Genomic DNA, 14,751 nt, shown 5'->3' with positions numbered 1-14,751 from the left:
CGGGGGGAGACTCGGAGATGGCGACGGATATCCAGGGCGTTCAGGCACTCTCGGCCGACGACGCCAGCACCACCTCGCTTCGATCGTGGTGGATGGTCGTCTATCTGACACTGCTCTTCGTGTTGTCTTTCATTGACCGCAACGTCATCCGAATCCTGATCGATCCGATCCGCGCCGATCTCGGGATAGACGACGTGCAAATCAGCTTGCTGGTCGGGCTGGCATTTGCGACATTGTATAGCGTATCCTGCATTCCATTCGGCTACGCTGCTGACCGGACAAACCGGAGAGGATTGCTCGGGGGAGCCGTTGCGGTCTGGTCGGCGATGTCGATGGTGTGCGGCCTCGCAGGCTCTTATGCGACCTTGTTCGTCGGAAGAATGGGGTTGGGAATCGGCGAGGCGGCACTCCAGCCCGCCGCGATGTCCATGATTCGCGATGCTTTCCCGCCTGAGCGCCGGGCGCGTCCCTTGAGCATTTATACGACCGGCCCGCTGATTGGATCTGCGCTCGCGCTGGTCGTCGGTGGTGCGCTTTACGGGTTTGCCCGCGACGGATACGTGGCCGGTGTTCCCCTGATTGGCGCGCTCAAACCTTGGCAATTCGCGTTGATCGTCCCCGGCGTGATCGGCCTGTTGGTCGCTCTTTTGGCCGTCACGGTACATGAGCCGACCCGCCGCGAGGCACCCCAGGCTCATAATTCTGGTTTTGCAGCAACGCTCGCGCATTGGCGAGCCCACTGGTATCTCTACGCACTGGTCGTCGGGATGTCGACGATGTGGTCGCTCGGGAATACGGGCTGGAACGCATGGATGGCGGCGGCGATCGGAAGGACGCGTGGGCTGTCGCCTGCCGACATCGGACCAACCGCCGGTATGATCGCTCTGATCTGCGCATCGACGGGGTCGATTGGTCTGGGCTTCTACCTTGATGGCCGGGCCGTACGCGGAGATCGTGCCGCGCTGCTGAAGGTCTCGGCACTGGTCCAGCTGTTCCACGCCATCCCGGCCGTCGCGATGTTTTACGTGCCTACTCAGGCGGGAATGTGGTTATGCTTTGCCTTGGCCAATCTGCTGATCGGCTCAATGCCGATCGCTGCCTTCGCCTTGCTCACGGAAATCACGCCCGGGCGACTGACCGGCAAATCCGTCGCCTTGTACAATCTCATCCAGAATTTTTTAGGTTTCGCAATCGGGCCGACCTTCTTCGCATTGGTCGCCGAAACGTTCTTTCATGGGCCAGGCGCCATCACCGCCGCCATCGCTTGGTGCTATCCGGCGACGCTAGCGTTGTCGTCGCTTATGGCGATGCTGCTGATCCGACCAATCGCTAAGGCGCGTGCGGAAAGGGCGTTCAACGTCAATCTGTAACAGAGCGCGGATGCGCTGCAGGGAAGCCCTTTGATCCGGTCAGGTCAGCGCGTTTAGTCGTGCAGCAGCGCGTTGCGAGGCGGCAAGCCGGTCGGCTCCCCGGCGGGCTCCGCGGCTCCTGAGTTCCTCGATCAAGGCAGGTGATGCGCGTTCTGGCGTCCCACACTCGAAAGGCGGCTCGGGAGCGTATTCCAGGCCGAGCGTGATGCGCCTTGCCAAATCCTCTCCAAACAACAGCGCAGCAAGCGTCAACCCAAAATCGATCCCCGCAGTAACCCCGCCGCCGGTCAGCCGGTTGCGGTCCTGGACCACTCTTTTTTGAGTAGGAATAGCACCGAACAGCGCCAGCTGATCCATCGCGGTCCAGTGAGTTGCAGCACGATAGCCTGCCAGCAATCCAGCGGCGCCCAGCACAAGCGCGCCAGTGCATACCGACGTGACCCAACGGGCGCCCTCGCCTTGCCGCCGCACGAAATCGATCACCTCGGAATCATCCATCAACGCGACCTGACCGGGCCCGCCAGGCACGAAAAGAATATCATATTGCGGCGCATCGGCGAGCGCGCGGGAGGGAATCAGTCTCTGGCCAGCGTCGCTGACGACTGGCTCAATGGTCTTCCATAACAGATCGACGCGCGTTTCGGGTAGTTTCGCCAGCACTTCGAACGGGCCTGCGAGATCGAGATTGGTAAGGCCGGGAAAAAGAATCATCCCGATGGTCAGCGACATTATGGCTCAACTCCTTTTAGTGTAGCATGAGTGTAACGTAGCGCGATACAGTGTGTCGTATTATGACGAGAATCTCGATAATCGTAAAGCCCAGAGGGAGGCCCTGATCATGTCTTTAAAGAGCGGATCTACCGAAGCATTGATCCACGAGTTGGGAGCGCTCGCGGATGGCCTCATTATCACCGAGGAGTGCCTGATGGCGCCGTTCATGCAGGATATGACGGGGCGCTGGCCGGGTCGCTCCGTTGCCGTGGCGCGGCCGCGCAACACAGTGGAAGTCGCAGCGATCGTCCGAGCGGCATCCGCCAGCGGCTTGGGTGTCGTACCACAAGGCGGGAACACTGGCCTGACAGGAGGCAGCGCGGGTGACCCGAATGAACCAACGATCCTTCTATCGCTCAGCCGACTACGCGCGATTCGCGCGATCGAACCGGATACGCCCGCGGTCATCGCGGAGGCGGGGTGCTTGCTGGCAGAGGTGCAGGCAGCGGTCGCGGGAAGCGATCTCCAAATTCCGCTGGGGTTGGGATCAGAAGGTAGCGCGTCGATCGGGGGGCTCGTTTCGACCAATGCCGGTGGGACCCGTGCACTACGCCACGGCGTGATGAGGGCGCAGATACTGGGCCTTGAGGTGGTCCTGCCTGACGGACGCATCTGGCATGGTCTGCGCACCGTCTTGAAGAACAATATGGGTTACGACCTGAAGCAGCTTTTTATCGGCGCGGAGGGAACCTTAGGTATCGTTACGGCGGCGGCCGTCCGCCTCGTCCCGACTTGGCGTCGCATCGAGACGGCTATAGTCGGCGTGAGTTCACCTGGCGCCGCGCTCACGCTGCTCAACAGGTTGCGCCACGAGATGGGAGATCTAGTGGTTGCGTGCGAGCTGATGCAGCACTGGGGTGTAGAACTCGCGCTCAACGCGATCGCTGGAACGCGGCTCCCCCTGGCCGACGAGCATCCATGGTACGTGCTGGTCGAAGTGGCGACATCGGGCATTGGCGCGGGACTGCGCAACGATTTCGAGCAGGCGCTCGCAGGGATGCTGGAGGGCGCAGTCATTCTGGACGCCGCGATCGCGGAGAGCGAAGCGCAGCGCCTCGCCATGTGGCGTCTGCGCGAGGGCTTGGTCGACGGCAAGCGTCGAGCCGGGCTTGGGGTCAATGTCGACGTCGCCGTCCCGCTCGGCGCCGTTGCTTCTTTCATCGAGCAGGCCTCACAGCGAGCAATGTCGGTGGCGCCAGGGTGCAGGTCACTCGCTTTCGGCCATGTCGGTGATGGCAATGTGCATTACTCGATCCACCACCCGGAAGACGGCTCGGAGCTGCCGCTCGATGCGCTAACGGCGGCCATCCACGAAACGGCCCTGGCGCTGGGCGGATCGATCTGCGCCGAGCACGGGGTAGGGCGAAAAATGCGCGACGCCGTGGCGGGCGCGGTCGATCCGGTCGAGAACGCGTTGTTCGCCACGATCAAACACGCGCTGGATCCACAGAACCACTGCAATCCAGGCGCTGTTGTCGCTGCCAGCTAAGTTCACCCGATTGCAGCGACCGGCCGGCTCGCCTCGATGTCGACACGGGGAAGCCACCGGAGCCCTCTACGGGAGCGGCCAGCTACAAAGTTTACGTTGGCCTTTGACTCCGGTCCCCGCGCGCCTGACAGCATGCGAAAAGCGCCGCTGCCATGGCGCCGGGACCGAATTCCCCCTCGACACCGTTACAGCAAGTTTACCGCAGCGATCGCGTCCGCGACGCGCTCGACATTCTGGGTGTTCAAACCGGCGACGTTGATCCGGCCTGAACTGGTCAAGTGGATGTGATGATCGCTGCGTAGAATCTCGACCATTGGGGGAGAGATACCGAGCATCGTGAACATCCCGCGCTGGCGCGCGATGAAGCTATAATCGCGGCCGCTCTGAGCAGCCAATCTGGCCGCTAACTGGGCACGCATGGCGTTGATACGCTCGCGCATAACCGCGAGCTCGGCTTCCCAGCCGCGCCGCAACTCGCCGTCTTCGAGTATACGGGCGACGATGGCGGCTCCGTGATCAGGCGGCATCGAATAAAGCGTACGTACCACCGGGATTGAATGGGAATGTGCGAGGGCCGCCGCCTTCTCGGTCGCGCCCACCACTGTCAGTGCGCCCACACGTTCGCGGTAGAGTGCGAAGTTCTTCGAATAGGAACTCGCAACGATCAGCTCGGGAAGGGCACTTGCGAGCAGGCGAAGGCCGGCGGAATCCTCGTCAAGGCCGTCCCCAAGACCCAGATAGGCAAGATCAACCAGTACCGCCGACCCCTTTGCGGCAACCAAGCTTGCGATCGTACGCCATTGATCTAGGTTGAGGTCAGCGCCAGACGGATTATGACAGCAGCCGTGCAACAAGAGGGTATCGTCGGCCTTTAGGTCCGCCAGCGCGTCCATCATGGCACCAAAAGTGAGGGTGGCGGTCGCCTGATCATAATAGGGATAGACTACAAGTTCATGACCGCTCGCTTTGAGCACGCCAGGGTGGTTGGGCCAAGTCGGTCCAGGGATGAACACCCGGCCTTCCGGTCGCAACCGCTTCAACAGATCGGAGGCCACCCGGAGCGCCCCGGTGCCACCCGGCGTCTGCAGTGCGCGACTGCGATCAAAGGCATCGCTGCCTGTGCCGAACAGCAATTCGCGTGTCCGCAAGTTGAAGTCAGCATTGCCCGCGGACGACAGGTAGCGCTTGCTCGACTGGGTTTCGAGCAGCCAACGCTCGGCGTCCTTCACGCATTTGAGAACGGGGGCCCGGCCCCATTCGTCGTGGTAGATGCCAATCCCGAGATCGACCTTGTCGATGTTCGTATCCCGCGCAAGCATTTGCGCAAGACCGAGGATCGGATCGACGGGCGGTTCAGCAAGGTCCCCAAACATCAACATCTCCAAACTGTCACATTATACGATACGCGATAACGCAGTACATTACACAGCGCTATGGCGCACGCTGGAAAAAATCAACCCGGGACGTGAACAGTTGCGAGTGACGCCCTTAACAGGCGCTCCGCCGCAGTCACGCGGACCGCATGCCATCAGGCTGTCGCTAGAATGGAAGTTGACCGTTGCCACCGATGATTTGAGGGCGAAGATAGGTGCGCTTTTCCAGGCCCAAGCCTCGTTGCGCACTTACGGTTGCTCGCGTCACGTAACGTTTCAATCGAGCTTCCCACGCGTCCTCAAGCCGGACGAGCACGGCGTTCCTTCGTGCTCTCCTGCGCTGGTACAAAGGTCGATCAAGGGCCGCAGGTTTCCTTCAGCTGACTGGCGCTGGTCATTCAGTGCGCCCGAGCGCCGCCCGTCGTCCGACCGGCGCTGGTCCAAGATGCGGCCGCGCGCGCAGCCTTTTGTCGGGCCCGTTCGACCGGGTCAGCACGTCGGCTTACCAGGGCATCGTAGATGGATTTTGGCGCCGTTTCCGGCGTGCCCGCGTTGAATGGCGGCGCGGGTGCGTATTCGATGACGAGTTGAATGGTCTGGGCCGATTCCTTTCCGCGCAAGAGGGCGGCAAGTGTCAGACCAAAGTCGATGCCTGCGGTGACGCCGCCGCCCGTTATGCGGTTCCGGTCGACAACGACGCGCTGGTGCGTTGGTATCGCCCCCATCAACGCGAGAGGCTCGTCTCGCACCGACCAGTGGCTCGTTGCCTTGTAGCCGCGCAGCAGGCCGGCGGCCCCGAGGATAAGCGACCCGGTGCAGTCGCTAGTGATGTAGCGCGCCGTCTTACCCTGCTCCTTGAAGAAGTTTAGTACTTCGGGATCATCCATGATCGCGACCGATCCATCGAGGCCGCCCGGCGCGAACAGGACATCGAGACGGTCGGGGCATTCCGCAAACGTCGTCGTTGGCGCGACCAGCAGACCGACCTCGGTCATGACCGGTTCGCGGTTCTTCCAGACGAGGTGAATCTCGCAGCGCATCAGATTGAAGACGGTGAGTGGGCCGATTAGATCCTGCATCACCATCATCGGGTGGACGAGCATGGCGATCTTCAGCCGACCTGGACCCGCGCCGGCGGCACCTAGCGTTCCCGGTGGGATCGGCTTCGGTTGGGGCTCTGTATGCTGCGCCAACGCTCCTGCACCTTGTGTCATCATAAGCCCGCCGAGGCCAGCTGCGGTCATGGCTTGGAGAAAGCGGCGTCGGTCATTGTGATCTTCGGGTTGCGCGTCACTCACCACAAAATGTCCCTTTCTTTAGGTAAAACCAGAGTCCGCAGACAGAAACACCGCAAGACCGGCCGTTTTCTGATGCCGCCGAATCTATGATCGGCACCGCTCATCGACCATGACGTTCCGCCGTCAATTCCGGCCAAGGCGTCTGGCGCTGGTCATCAACGCGCTCGGCCGATCAATCAAGAAGGCCCGGCTTTGCCGAATCGCAGGCGATACTCTGCCGGGGTGACGCCCGCCCGCCGCGCGAACAGGCGGCGAAGATTCTGTTCGTTGCCAAGGCCTGCGGCAGAAGCGATCGTCTTCAGCGGGAGCGACGACAATTCGAGGAATCCACAGGCTGCCTCGAAGCGCATCGCCTCGACCGACCGAGCCGGTGTTTCGCCGACCGACGCCACATATAGCCGGTTGAAATTGCGCTCGGACATGCTCGCAACCTCGGCCAGCCGATCGATTCTCAGATCATCAGCCAGGTTCTGTCTCATCCATGCATGAAGATCCGAAAATCGCTTGTTGCTCCTGCTTTGCAGCATGAGGGGAGCCGAGAATTGCGCTTGGCCGCCCGGTCGCTTCATAAAGACGACCAGCCGCCGCGCCGCCTGGATCGCGACCTGGTGGCCATGATCCTGTTCGATCAGCGCCAAGGTCAGATCGATCCCGGCGGTCACTCCCGCCGACGTCCAGATTTTACCGTCATGGGTATAAATCGAGTCTGCCTGGACGTCGACCGACGGGTTTTCGCGCTGCAGTAGCGCCGTCCAATGCCAGTGCGTGGTCGCGCGCCGGCCGTCGAGTAACCCGGCGGCTGCGAGAACAAACGCACCCGCGCAAATCGAGCAGATGCGATCGGTTGTGCCGACATTGTTTCGGAGCCAGTCGACGAGCAGGGGCACGACAATCGGCCGTCCGTTCGCACCACCTCCACCGACCATGATCGTATCGAAGGATCCACTCTCTAGATCGCTGAGTTTCCTGGTGCCGATCGGCAGGCGCGTCGACGTCTGGATATCCCCACCGGCGAGCGACGCGACGACCGTCTCGTAACGCTCGGGCGCCATGCGATGTGGCTCGCTCGCCTCAAAGGCCTGTAGCGGCCCCGCTAGGTCCAGCAGGTTAATCCCCTCAAAAGCGAGGAGCAGCACTCGCTTGGGAACGGAAGGCGGCTGCATCATACGCCGCTCCTAGAGTTGTTCGCGGAGCCACCGCGCCCGCCCGCTGGGGCACACTGGCCCGGCTTGCCAAGCTGACGCTGCCGGCTGCGCGACACGGAAGGAGCGCCTTGGTCAGCCGCGACCGATCCTGAGAGTCTGGAGCTGCATGTATTCGTCAAGGCCATGAAGGCCGAACTCCGCGCCGATACCGGACTGCTTAGCGCCTCCGAAAGGGGCGTCCGGGCTAATGGTCGCATGATCATTGACCCAGGCCGTTCCGCACTCGAGCCGCTGCGCCATGGCGGTCGCGGCGTCGATATCGCTCGACCAAATAGACCCGCCCAGTCCATTCTCATTGGCGTTGGCGCGTGCCAGCGCGTCCTCGGGATCGCTATAGCGGATGATCGGCAAGATGGGGCCGAATTGCTCCTCATCGACGACGCGGGTTCCATCTGAGACATCGACCACGATCGACAATGGAAAGAAATAGCCGTCTCCGGCCAGAGGCTGTCCGCCAACCAAGAACCGACCACCATTGGCGCGCGCGTCGTCGGCAAGCTCACACACGAAGTCGAACTGGGCGCGGTTCTGTACTGGTCCGAACTGGCTCGCGGGGTCATCACCTGGCCCCAGCCTAGCCTCACGGGCCAACGCGCTCAGGCGTCCCGCCAACTGGTCATGCAGCGACTCATGGACATAGAGGCGCTTGAGCGCCGCACAGGTTTGGCCGCTGTTCCCAAACGACTTGGCGAATATTTTCGGCGCGATCGCATCGATGTCGGCGTCGGGCAGAACGATCGCCGCGTCGTTGCCCCCAAGCTCCAGCGTCAGTCGTTTGAGGTTGGCCGAGCCACTGGCCATGATGCTGCGGCCGGTCGGCGTCGATCCCGTAAAGACGATCTTGTCGATCCCGGGATGCTCGGCAATCGCGCGACCGAGCCCGCCTTCACCCGCGACCGAATTAAGGACGCCTGGCGGCAAATGCGCATTGGCGATCTCGACCAGCCTCAACGTGCTGAGCGGCGTATAGGATGATGGTTTCACGACAATGGTGTTCCCCGCGATCAATGCCGGCATGATGTGCCAGACGGCGATCATGACCGGGTGATTCCAAGGTGTGATCGATCCCACGACCCCTAGTGGTTTCCTGTGAACCTGGACCAGCGCGGTATCGTCGTCGCGCACCGTCTCGACAACTGGTCGCAGTTTCGCTGTCGCCCTGGCCCAGACGAGGGCTCCCATGATTTCACCGGCCGCGCCGCCGTGTATGGGTTTACCTTGCTCCGCCGACAAAAGGCGGGCCAACGGCTCCCTCTCCGCTTCGATGGCCTGCGCGATCTCCAGCACTGCGGCCGCTCGCTCGTCGATCGGTGTCCTGGCCCACTCCGGAAAGGCGCGACGCGCTGCTGCGACGGCAGTGTCGAGATCGTCGCGGCTGGCAAGCGGTGCCTGGGCAAAAACGCGCCCCGTCGCGGGATTGACCACGTCGAAGGTGGTCGCGGTCTCGAGACGCCGCCCATCTACGATCAAATCGGGTATCCGGATCTCATTCACCTTCAGGTCAGCCATCCAATCTTCCATTTCCAAAATTCGAATCCGCAGTCGTCGCCGTTATTCTAATCCAGCTGAGCGGTATTGCAATGCGATACATAATATCGGAATATAAGACAGATGCATTGTCGTAGCCCGCCGTAACGACGAGGGTCGCTCCTTTGGGACGGTGCGACCGGATGTCACCCCGCACTTCGAGACCACGTTGCGCGATTCGGGCTCATTCAACCGAAGCCGCTTGCAGTTCGGTATATCCATCGTGCATGACCATGGCTCATAATACGTGACAAAGATCGGGGACGTTCGGATGGCGGATCATCGGAGTATGCGCAGCGGGTATGCCGTCTACGTTCTCGTGATTCTGAGCATGATTAATGTGTTCAATTGGATGGATCGAACCATCATCGCGATCCTCCTGGACCCGATGAAGCGCGATCTCGGCGTTTCGGACACGGCAATGGGACTGCTCAACGGGTTCGGCTTCTCGCTGCTTTATGGCGTCACCGCGATTCCGCTGGCAAGGCTTGCCGACCGGCGCTCGCGCAAGATGGTGTTGCTTTCGAGCATCGCGGTCTGGAGCCTGATGACTGCAGCTTGCGGACTGGCAGGTAACTTTTTGCAGCTGCTTATGGGCCGCATGGCAGTGGGCGCCAGCGAGGCTGGTGCCACGCCTGCCTCCCAATCACTCATCACCGACTATTTCCCGCCGGAGCGGCGGTCAGTGGCATTCGGTGCCTATGCGACTTCGGTCTATCTCGGCACCTCGCTGAGTGCGCTCATCGGCGGCTGGCTCGGCTTCCATTATGGCTGGCGAACTGCCCTGATGGCGGTCGGACTGCCGGGGCTGGCGCTCGCGCTTCTTGGCCTGCTCACCTTGAGAGAGCCTGAGCGTGGCCGGTATGATTTAGTCAAGGCAGCACACCGCTCGTTTCGACCGGCCATTGCTGAGTTGGCGACCAACGGGACCTATCGTTGGGCCATCGCCGCGGCATCCATGCTCGCGATTGCAAATGGTGCAACGCTTGTCTGGACGCCGGCCTTGCTTGGCCGCATCCACCATCTAGACCTCAAACAACTTGGGCTCACGGTCGCGATCGCCAAGGGGGTCGCGGGTGTCAGCGGCGCCCTTCTCGGGGGACTGCTTGCAACACGCTTTCTCCGCGGCGGCGTGTATGGGCAGTTCGCCCTCAGCGCGCTCGTCGCCGCGCTGGCAATTCCGGCGTTGATTGTCTTCACGCAAAGCAGTTCGCTGATCGTCGCGCTTATCGGGGTCGCAGTCTATCAGGTGCTTGTCGGCATGCCGATCGGCATCGGCTTTGCAGCTGTGCAAGGCATTGTGGCTCCCGATGTTCGCGCACTCGCTGCTGCGACGGTGACTCTGTTCACGACAGTGATCGGGGTCGGGGGCGGTCCCCTCTTGATCGGTTTCCTAAACGACCAGGTCACGGCTAGCTTCGGCCCGGACGCGGTTCGCTACTCACTGCTGAGCCTCGCACCGCTCATGGCAATCGGGTGCGTGAGCTACTGGCGCGCAGCACGCGTCTACAAGCGAACGTCATCGACTGCGGCGTGAAACCGGTCAACCTGAGACAAATGCTGCCAGAAAAAAGGGACCCGGGCCCAGTCGGCGACCGATGCGCTTTGTCGGTGGGACCATGCCAGTCTCCCCACTCAAGAGCATTGACCGCGATAGCATCACGAGTTTGAGCTCGGTGATCTGGCCTTCGTCTGATCGTTGGAGCAAGCATAGACGATCGCGGCGGGGCACCGCGGCAATAGCGCAAGCGACACCATCTGCGACAGACGCGGTTAGGCCGGTGCGACCTTCGTCAATCCAGAGCAGCAGACAAACTTCGAACCCTTCGCCGGGCCATCGTGTGCAACCGCTCGGTGAGCGATCGAGCGCTGGCCAGCGTGGGAACTCCCGCGTTGTTAGCAGCGACCGTAACGGTTCCTCCCTGGACAGGGTGACGCGTCCCGTTGTCATCGGCCTGGCGATGATCCTCGCCGGGGGGAGGCAGTGCAAGCTCTCGGCGTCGATAGGTTCGGAACCGGCTTGTGCGTGTCCCCGCAACCCACCATCATGCCAACCGTCTCAGGGAAACCCGAGGCGGATTTCTTTCGAGCAGTGTACCCGTCACTTGCTGCGGCCGGCGGATGCAGGCGCGTCGCAGCTAATACCGCTGAGTATGGCTATGTCGATTGCTTTTGCGAGTATTTCGGGGCTCAGACAGCCTCCGCAATCGTGGGTCTGCAGCTAGCAAAGGGCGCGCATCGCACCTTCTCCTTGCGACGCGCTCTATGCTGAACGTCGTCGAGCCGCCCATGGAGTGCAGGACTCGAAGTTCGCATCGACGGCCTGCCGGAAAAAACTGGTGGGCAAGCTCAAGCAGGGAATAATCGGGTGCCACGATTGTCTAACCCATATGACCGACCAAAAACATCTGCTCCCGACGCAGCGGCGAGGGACGTCCACCAAGCGGCGTGTGCTGTTGCCTGTGCTGTTTGCCTGTCTGACCGGGGCCACTAGCCCATCGGATCCTGTGGGAATCCCTCAGTGCTTGGAGACGGATTTCTATCGTGAAAATGACGCGGCCATGACGAGGATGATGGTCGGCATGGAAGGCAAACCCACCGGCGACGTCGATCGAGACTTCGCCGCGATGATGATCCCCCATCATCAGGGCGCGATCGACATGGCGATCGCCGAACTGCGTCATGGCCGGAATCCGCAGCTTAAGCGCATCGCGCAAGAAATTATCATCGAGCAACAGCAGGAAATCGCGGCCATGAACCTTGCGCTGGGCGAACCACTGCCGACGTCACTGCCCGCGCCGACGCAACCCGACTGCGGTGCGCGGGTCGGGCATCACCATCACACTAATCGCTGAGGACTATCCAAGATGAACCGTGTCGCCACATTCGCAGCGCTACTCGTGAGCGCATCGCCACTTTCCGCTTTCGCGCAGCAGGCGCCATGGGGAGCGCCCGATCAGCCTATCACCCATCGCGATCGTATTTACGCCGCCGAGCAATACTCCAACACGCTCTCAGTTACCGACCCGGTCGATAACAAGCTGATCGGGGTAATCAAGCTGGGCGATCCAATGCCAGCCAATTTGAGCGCCCTGTACAAGGGGCAGGTACTTGTCCACGGGCTTGGATTTTCGCCGGACGGCAAGACGTTGGCGGTCATTTCGATCGCTTCGAACTCCGTGACGTTCATCGACGCCGGGACCAATAGCGTGAAGCATACCACCTATCTCGGCCGGTCTCCGCACGAGGCGTTTTTCACGCCCGATGGCAAAGAGGTGTGGGTCACCATTCGCGGTGAGGACTATATTTCGGTGCTGGATCCGACCAGTTTCAAAGAGAAGTTGCGGCTCAAGACGCCGGGTGGTCCTGGCATGACGACCTTCTCGCCCGACGGGAAATACGCGTATATCTGCTCCTCTTTCAATCCAGAGCTGGTCGTGTACGACGTGGCGAAGCGCACTATTGCCGGACGCGTGACGCAGCCAAGCCCGTTCTGCCCCAACATCGCCGCAACACCCGATGGCAAACAAGTCTGGTTTACCCTCAAAGACGTTGGCAATACCGTCGTGATGTCGGCTGCGCCGCCGTTCAATATCGTGAAGGTGATCAACACCGGTCCGATCACCAATCACGTCAATTTTGCACGCACTTCAAAGGGCCAGTTCGCCTACGTGACGATTGGAGGCCTCAACCAAGTGAAGGTATTTCGCACCGACGATTTCTCGCAGGTAGCGACGATTCCGGTCGGCCAATTGCCGCACGGCATCTGGCCCTCTGGCGATGGGAGCAAGATTTATGTCGGGCTTGAGAACGCCGATGCGTTGGCGGCAATCGACACCCGCACCAATAAAGTGGTTGCCGAAGTTCCCATCGGTCAGGGGCCGCAGGCGATTGCCTATGTATCAAATGCGGTTGTCGCGGGGGACGGCCGCGCTGGTTTGCAGCCCCTTGGCATTGCGGCAAACACGACACACCTCACCCTCGGGTCTCCTGGCGCTGCGGCAGACTCGGCCCCGACGAATGTGACGCTATTCGACCAAGGCCTGACGCAGATCCTGCAGGCATCGGTAACTGGGCTGTCATCCAAAAAGCCCTATGTGTTGGCGCTGGCGAAGATGCCCGATGGATCAGGGGCGCTCGAACCGCTCGCGCGCTTTACGACCAACCCGGCCGGATCGGCTGTTGTCAATGCTGTCGGTCCAATCCGGCAACTCGTTGACGCTAGCGTAAAAAAGGCAGAGCGTCGTTTCCTCGTAATCGTATCTGACGGTGAAATTTCCGTTCATGGCTCCCCGGTGCAGATCCAGCTGAACTGAGTGGTACGATGCGCGATATGATGCTGCTGGTGGAGCCATTGATACCCGGCCTGCGGCGCTATGCACATGCGCTCCTGCAGGACACGGCGGCGGCCGACGATCTCGTGCAGGATTGCCTCGAACGGGCGATCAGCCGCTGGCACCAGCGGCGCGCCGACGGCAACGCCCGGACTTGGATGTTCACAATCCTGCACAACCTCGCAATGAACCGGCTGAAGCAAAGCAAGCGACGCGGTGCTCATGTTCCCTTGGAGTCGGCCGATGACGTTATTCTTGGTAGGCCGGCGACTCAAGAGAACGGGTTGCACGAGGGCGACATCATGTCGGCCACGGCCAGGCTTCCCGAAGACCAGCGGGCGGTCGTGCTACTCATATCGGTGGAGGATCTTTCCTACGCGGAAACCGCCAAGGCACTTGGCGTGCCGATCGGCACGGTGATGTCGCGCTTGTCGCGGGCGCGAGAACGCCTGCGCATCGATCTCGCCGACGAAAGGCGCCCAGCCAGCGCCAGTCATCTGAGGAGCGTGAATTGACAGGGCGTCCGATAACTGAAGACGAACTGCAAGCCTATGTCGATGGCGCGATCGAGGGGCAACGTACGGCCGAGGTCGTCGCCTATCTCGCAAAGCATCCCGATGTGGGGCAGCGGATCGGGGCGTATGCTGAGCAGCGAATTTTGTTGCGGCAGGCGCTTCAGTCGATCGCCGACGAGCCGGTGCCGCCCGAACTGAACCTGACGCGATTGTTGCACGAACGATCCACCGCCCGCCGATGGCGGTCCGGCATAGCTTGGCGGGCAGCTGCGGCGGCGGCCTTGCTCTCCATTGGGGGTGCCGGCGGTTGGGCCCTGCATGGCCCCATGGAACGGCCCCAAAGCGGTATAGCTGCTCTGGCAGATGAGGCGGCTGATAGTTATGCCGTCTATGCGCCCGATCTTGGGCGCCCGGTGGAGATCAAGGCTTCGGATCAAGCCCAGCTCGTCAAATGGGCTTCGAGCCGCCTCGAACGGCCGGTGGCTGTTCCAAACCTCTCGGCGGCTGGTTTTGAGCTCATCGGTGGACGTGTGGTGCCCACGCCGCATGGGCCAGCCGCGCTGTACATGTTCGACAATGGTCAAGGTGTGCGTCTGGTCATGCTCACCCGAAAAATGGCGTTAGATCGGGACGCGCCGATGCGGGAGGGCACCAGCGGTTCGATCTCCAGCGTCAGCTGGTCGCGCGACGGGCTTGGCTATAGTCTGGTGGGGCCGCTTGCAGCGTCCGTACTCCATCCGATCGCGGACGCTGCGCGCCGTCAGTTCTCCAACGTGAGCTGATGTGTAAAATTTGCTGGGGCGCCGGAATAGCGACGCACTTTTCGCGTGCCGGATGCGATCGGACCTGCACGGGGTTCACCAATCGGC

Annotated in this window: 12 protein-coding genes; 7 read left to right on the top strand and 5 right to left on the bottom strand. The window is 61.5% G+C overall.

The window, feature by feature from the left end:
* The first annotated feature begins 17 nt into the window (after positions 1 to 17).
* Positions 18 to 1,370: an MFS transporter gene (locus G4G27_RS17060; protein WP_183109748.1), complete on the top strand. Its 1,353-nt coding sequence runs from the start codon at positions 18 to 20 to the stop codon at positions 1,368 to 1,370.
* Positions 1,371 to 1,409: 39 nt separating this feature from the next.
* On the opposite strand, the gene G4G27_RS17055 is transcribed toward G4G27_RS17060, so the two are convergent.
* A complete protein-coding gene (locus tag G4G27_RS17055; RefSeq protein ID WP_183109747.1) occupies positions 1,410 to 2,099 on the bottom strand; it encodes a DJ-1/PfpI family protein in 690 nt (229 codons plus the stop codon).
* 52 nt (positions 2,100 to 2,151) lie between these two features.
* On the opposite strand from G4G27_RS17055, the gene G4G27_RS17050 reads away from it, so the two are divergent.
* Positions 2,152 to 3,630: an FAD-binding oxidoreductase gene (locus G4G27_RS17050; protein WP_183109746.1), complete on the top strand. Its 1,479-nt coding sequence runs from the start codon at positions 2,152 to 2,154 to the stop codon at positions 3,628 to 3,630.
* Positions 3,631 to 3,815: 185 nt separating this feature from the next.
* Here G4G27_RS17050 and G4G27_RS17045 read toward each other — a convergent pair whose 3' ends face one another.
* The 4 genes from G4G27_RS17045 to G4G27_RS17030 all read right to left on the bottom strand — a co-directional run bounded on the left by G4G27_RS17045 (position 3,816) and on the right by G4G27_RS17030 (position 9,015).
* Positions 3,816 to 5,003, bottom strand: a complete 1,188-nt coding sequence (locus G4G27_RS17045; protein ID WP_183109745.1) for an amino acid aminotransferase — start codon at positions 5,001 to 5,003, stop codon at positions 3,816 to 3,818.
* A 398-nt stretch (positions 5,004 to 5,401) separates the two neighbouring features.
* Positions 5,402 to 6,106, bottom strand: a complete 705-nt coding sequence (locus tag G4G27_RS17040; protein WP_202049602.1) for a DJ-1/PfpI family protein — start codon at positions 6,104 to 6,106, stop codon at positions 5,402 to 5,404.
* Positions 6,107 to 6,477: 371 nt separating this feature from the next.
* Positions 6,478 to 7,467, bottom strand: coding sequence for a DJ-1/PfpI family protein (locus tag G4G27_RS17035; RefSeq protein WP_202049601.1), 990 nt, complete (start codon positions 7,465 to 7,467; stop codon positions 6,478 to 6,480).
* 111 nt (positions 7,468 to 7,578) lie between these two features.
* Complete coding sequence (locus G4G27_RS17030) at positions 7,579 to 9,015, bottom strand: aldehyde dehydrogenase family protein (RefSeq protein ID WP_244624385.1); 1,437 nt, start codon at positions 9,013 to 9,015, stop codon at positions 7,579 to 7,581.
* Between the two features lie 289 nt (positions 9,016 to 9,304).
* Here G4G27_RS17030 and G4G27_RS17025 point away from each other — a divergent pair, with 289 nt between their 5' ends.
* The 5 genes from G4G27_RS17025 to G4G27_RS17005 all read left to right on the top strand — a co-directional run bounded on the left by G4G27_RS17025 (position 9,305) and on the right by G4G27_RS17005 (position 14,664).
* A complete protein-coding gene (locus G4G27_RS17025) occupies positions 9,305 to 10,570 on the top strand; it encodes an MFS transporter (protein WP_183109744.1) in 1,266 nt (421 codons plus the stop codon).
* A gap of 853 nt (positions 10,571 to 11,423) precedes the next feature.
* Positions 11,424 to 11,888 carry a DUF305 domain-containing protein gene (locus G4G27_RS24205; RefSeq protein WP_183109743.1) on the top strand — a complete coding sequence of 155 codons (465 nt, stop codon included), beginning with the start codon at positions 11,424 to 11,426 and terminating at the stop codon, positions 11,886 to 11,888.
* Between the two features lie 12 nt (positions 11,889 to 11,900).
* Positions 11,901 to 13,349, top strand: coding sequence for a YncE family protein (locus tag G4G27_RS17015; RefSeq protein ID WP_183109742.1), 1,449 nt, complete (start codon positions 11,901 to 11,903; stop codon positions 13,347 to 13,349).
* 8 nt (positions 13,350 to 13,357) lie between these two features.
* On the top strand, positions 13,358 to 13,882 hold the full coding sequence (locus G4G27_RS17010; RefSeq protein WP_183109741.1) for a sigma-70 family RNA polymerase sigma factor: 525 nt from the start codon (positions 13,358 to 13,360) through the stop codon (positions 13,880 to 13,882).
* Entirely contained in the window at positions 13,879 to 14,664 is a 786-nt protein-coding gene (locus G4G27_RS17005; protein WP_183109740.1) for an anti-sigma factor, read from the top strand. The genes G4G27_RS17010 and G4G27_RS17005 overlap by 4 nt, the downstream gene beginning before the upstream one ends.
* Positions 14,665 to 14,751 lie beyond the last annotated feature (87 nt).

Source organism: Sphingomonas sp. So64.6b (assembly GCF_014171475.1).
In the GTDB taxonomy this organism is placed as follows: Bacteria; Pseudomonadota; Alphaproteobacteria; order Sphingomonadales; family Sphingomonadaceae; genus Sphingomonas; species Sphingomonas alpina_A.
Note: the sequence above shows the minus strand (reverse complement) of the source record. Positions and strands in the feature narration are given on the sequence as shown.

What these genes read in the sequence shown, in the direction of transcription:
- G4G27_RS17015 (WP_183109742.1), top strand. Translation starts at nt 11,901, where the DNA reads ATGAACCGTGTCGCCACATTCGCAGCGCTACTCGTGAGCGCATCGCCA.
- G4G27_RS17055 (WP_183109747.1), bottom strand. Translation starts at nt 2,099, where the DNA reads ATGTCGCTGACCATCGGGATGATTCTTTTTCCCGGCCTTACCAATCTC.
- G4G27_RS17030 (WP_244624385.1), bottom strand. Translation starts at nt 9,015, where the DNA reads ATGGCTGACCTGAAGGTGAATGAGATCCGGATACCCGATTTGATCGTA.
- G4G27_RS17045 (WP_183109745.1), bottom strand. Translation starts at nt 5,003, where the DNA reads ATGTTTGGGGACCTTGCTGAACCGCCCGTCGATCCGATCCTCGGTCTT.
- G4G27_RS17010 (WP_183109741.1), top strand. Translation starts at nt 13,358, where the DNA reads ATGCGCGATATGATGCTGCTGGTGGAGCCATTGATACCCGGCCTGCGG.
- G4G27_RS17040 (WP_202049602.1), bottom strand. Translation starts at nt 6,106, where the DNA reads ATGCTCGTCCACCCGATGATGGTGATGCAGGATCTAATCGGCCCACTC.
- G4G27_RS17035 (WP_202049601.1), bottom strand. Translation starts at nt 7,467, where the DNA reads ATGATGCAGCCGCCTTCCGTTCCCAAGCGAGTGCTGCTCCTCGCTTTT.
- G4G27_RS17060 (WP_183109748.1), top strand. Translation starts at nt 18, where the DNA reads ATGGCGACGGATATCCAGGGCGTTCAGGCACTCTCGGCCGACGACGCC.
- G4G27_RS17025 (WP_183109744.1), top strand. Translation starts at nt 9,305, where the DNA reads ATGGCGGATCATCGGAGTATGCGCAGCGGGTATGCCGTCTACGTTCTC.
- G4G27_RS24205 (WP_183109743.1), top strand. Translation starts at nt 11,424, where the DNA reads ATGACCGACCAAAAACATCTGCTCCCGACGCAGCGGCGAGGGACGTCC.